Annotated in this window: 1 pseudogene; it reads right to left on the bottom strand. The window is 41.9% G+C overall.

The annotated features are described in order from the left end of the window. Nucleotides 1-31 precede the first annotated feature (31 nt). A pseudogene (locus tag STRDD04_RS10780) lies at nucleotides 32-1,379 on the bottom strand (IS3 family transposase); the annotation flags it as partial.

The raw sequence follows: 1,379 nt of genomic DNA, 5'->3' as shown, positions 1-1,379 counted from the left end.
GTACTGACCCTAAAAAGTTAAACAAAAAATATTAGTGAAAGGATTTGGTTCTGTACTGAACAGGGCTTAGTCCTTTTAGCTTTGCTTTAATACGTTTGTTGTTGTAATAAAAAATATAATCCGTGATGGCTTGTTCCAAGTGATCCAGTGATTTGAAACTTTCCTCAAATCCGTAAAACATCTCTGTTTTCAAGACACCAAAGAAAGATTCCATCATACCATTATCCGTGCTAGTTCCTTTGCGAGACATGGAGGGACAGATCCCTTTACTATCAAGAAAACGATGGTAGGCCTCCTGTTGGTATTGCCAACCTTGGTCGCTATGGAGAATAGTATTGGGATAAGCTTCCTTAGGAAAAGCCTTTTCAAGCATGGATTTAACCTGCATCAGGTTGGGAGAATGGGACAAGGTAAAGCCGATAATTTCGCTGTTATAACCATCCAGAACGGGCGAAAGATAGAGTTTCTCAGAGCAATTTGGCAGAGCGAACTCGGTCACATCGGTATAACACTTCTCAAAAGGTTTAGACCCCTCAAATTGCTTGTTAATCAGATTTGGAGCCTTCTTGCCCACCTCCCCCTTGTAGGACTTGTATTTCTTGCGCTTACGGATGCGTGCAGACAGACCTAACACCTGCATCAAACGTTGCACTTTCTTATGATTGATGCTATAACCACGATTGCGCAGTTCTAGATGAACCCTGCGGTAACCTAATTGCCCTTATGATCCTTAAAAATTGCTTGTATCTCATTCTTGATGTCCCTATCTTTGTCCTCTGTAGCTAGTTGCTTGAGCTGGTAATAGTAGGTGGCACGAGCTAGTTTAGCTGTTGCTAGAAGGAGGTCTAGTTGGAATCCTCCATTGACCATTTCTCTAACTGTTTCTGCCTTTCGCGCGCTAAGGCTTCGTCCCTCAGGCGCAATTCTTTCAACTTTTTTAGATAGGCATTCTCCGTTCTAAGACGCTCATTTTCTTCTTGGAGTCGCTCTAACTCCGTCATCTCTTCCCAGGTCTTCTTTGGCTTACGTCCCATTTTTGGCGGCCTCCCTCTTGCTTTCTCAAGAATAGTATAGCCGTTTTTCTTGTATTGCGCTATCCAATTTGGAAGAGTCCCTCGGTTTGGCAAGGCGTAATCAAGTGAAACGGTCAGCTGTGACTGTTGTTTCAGAAGCACGTTATCAATCATTTCCTGCTTTAATTCTGGAGAATAATAGGTATTTTTTCCTTTCTTGACCATGTTCATCCCGTATCTGTCTATTAGTCGAATCATATATTGGATACCGGATTCTGCAATACTGAACTGGTCCGACAAAGACTTAATGCTTTCACCATTTTGCCGTAACGCATAGATTTTGACTTTGTCTTCATAACTTAATTT

Origin of the sequence: Streptococcus sp. DD04 (assembly GCF_001578725.1) — a bacterium.
In the GTDB taxonomy this organism is placed as follows: domain Bacteria; phylum Bacillota; class Bacilli; order Lactobacillales; family Streptococcaceae; genus Streptococcus; species Streptococcus sinensis.
Note: the sequence above shows the minus strand (reverse complement) of the source record. Positions and strands in the feature narration are given on the sequence as shown.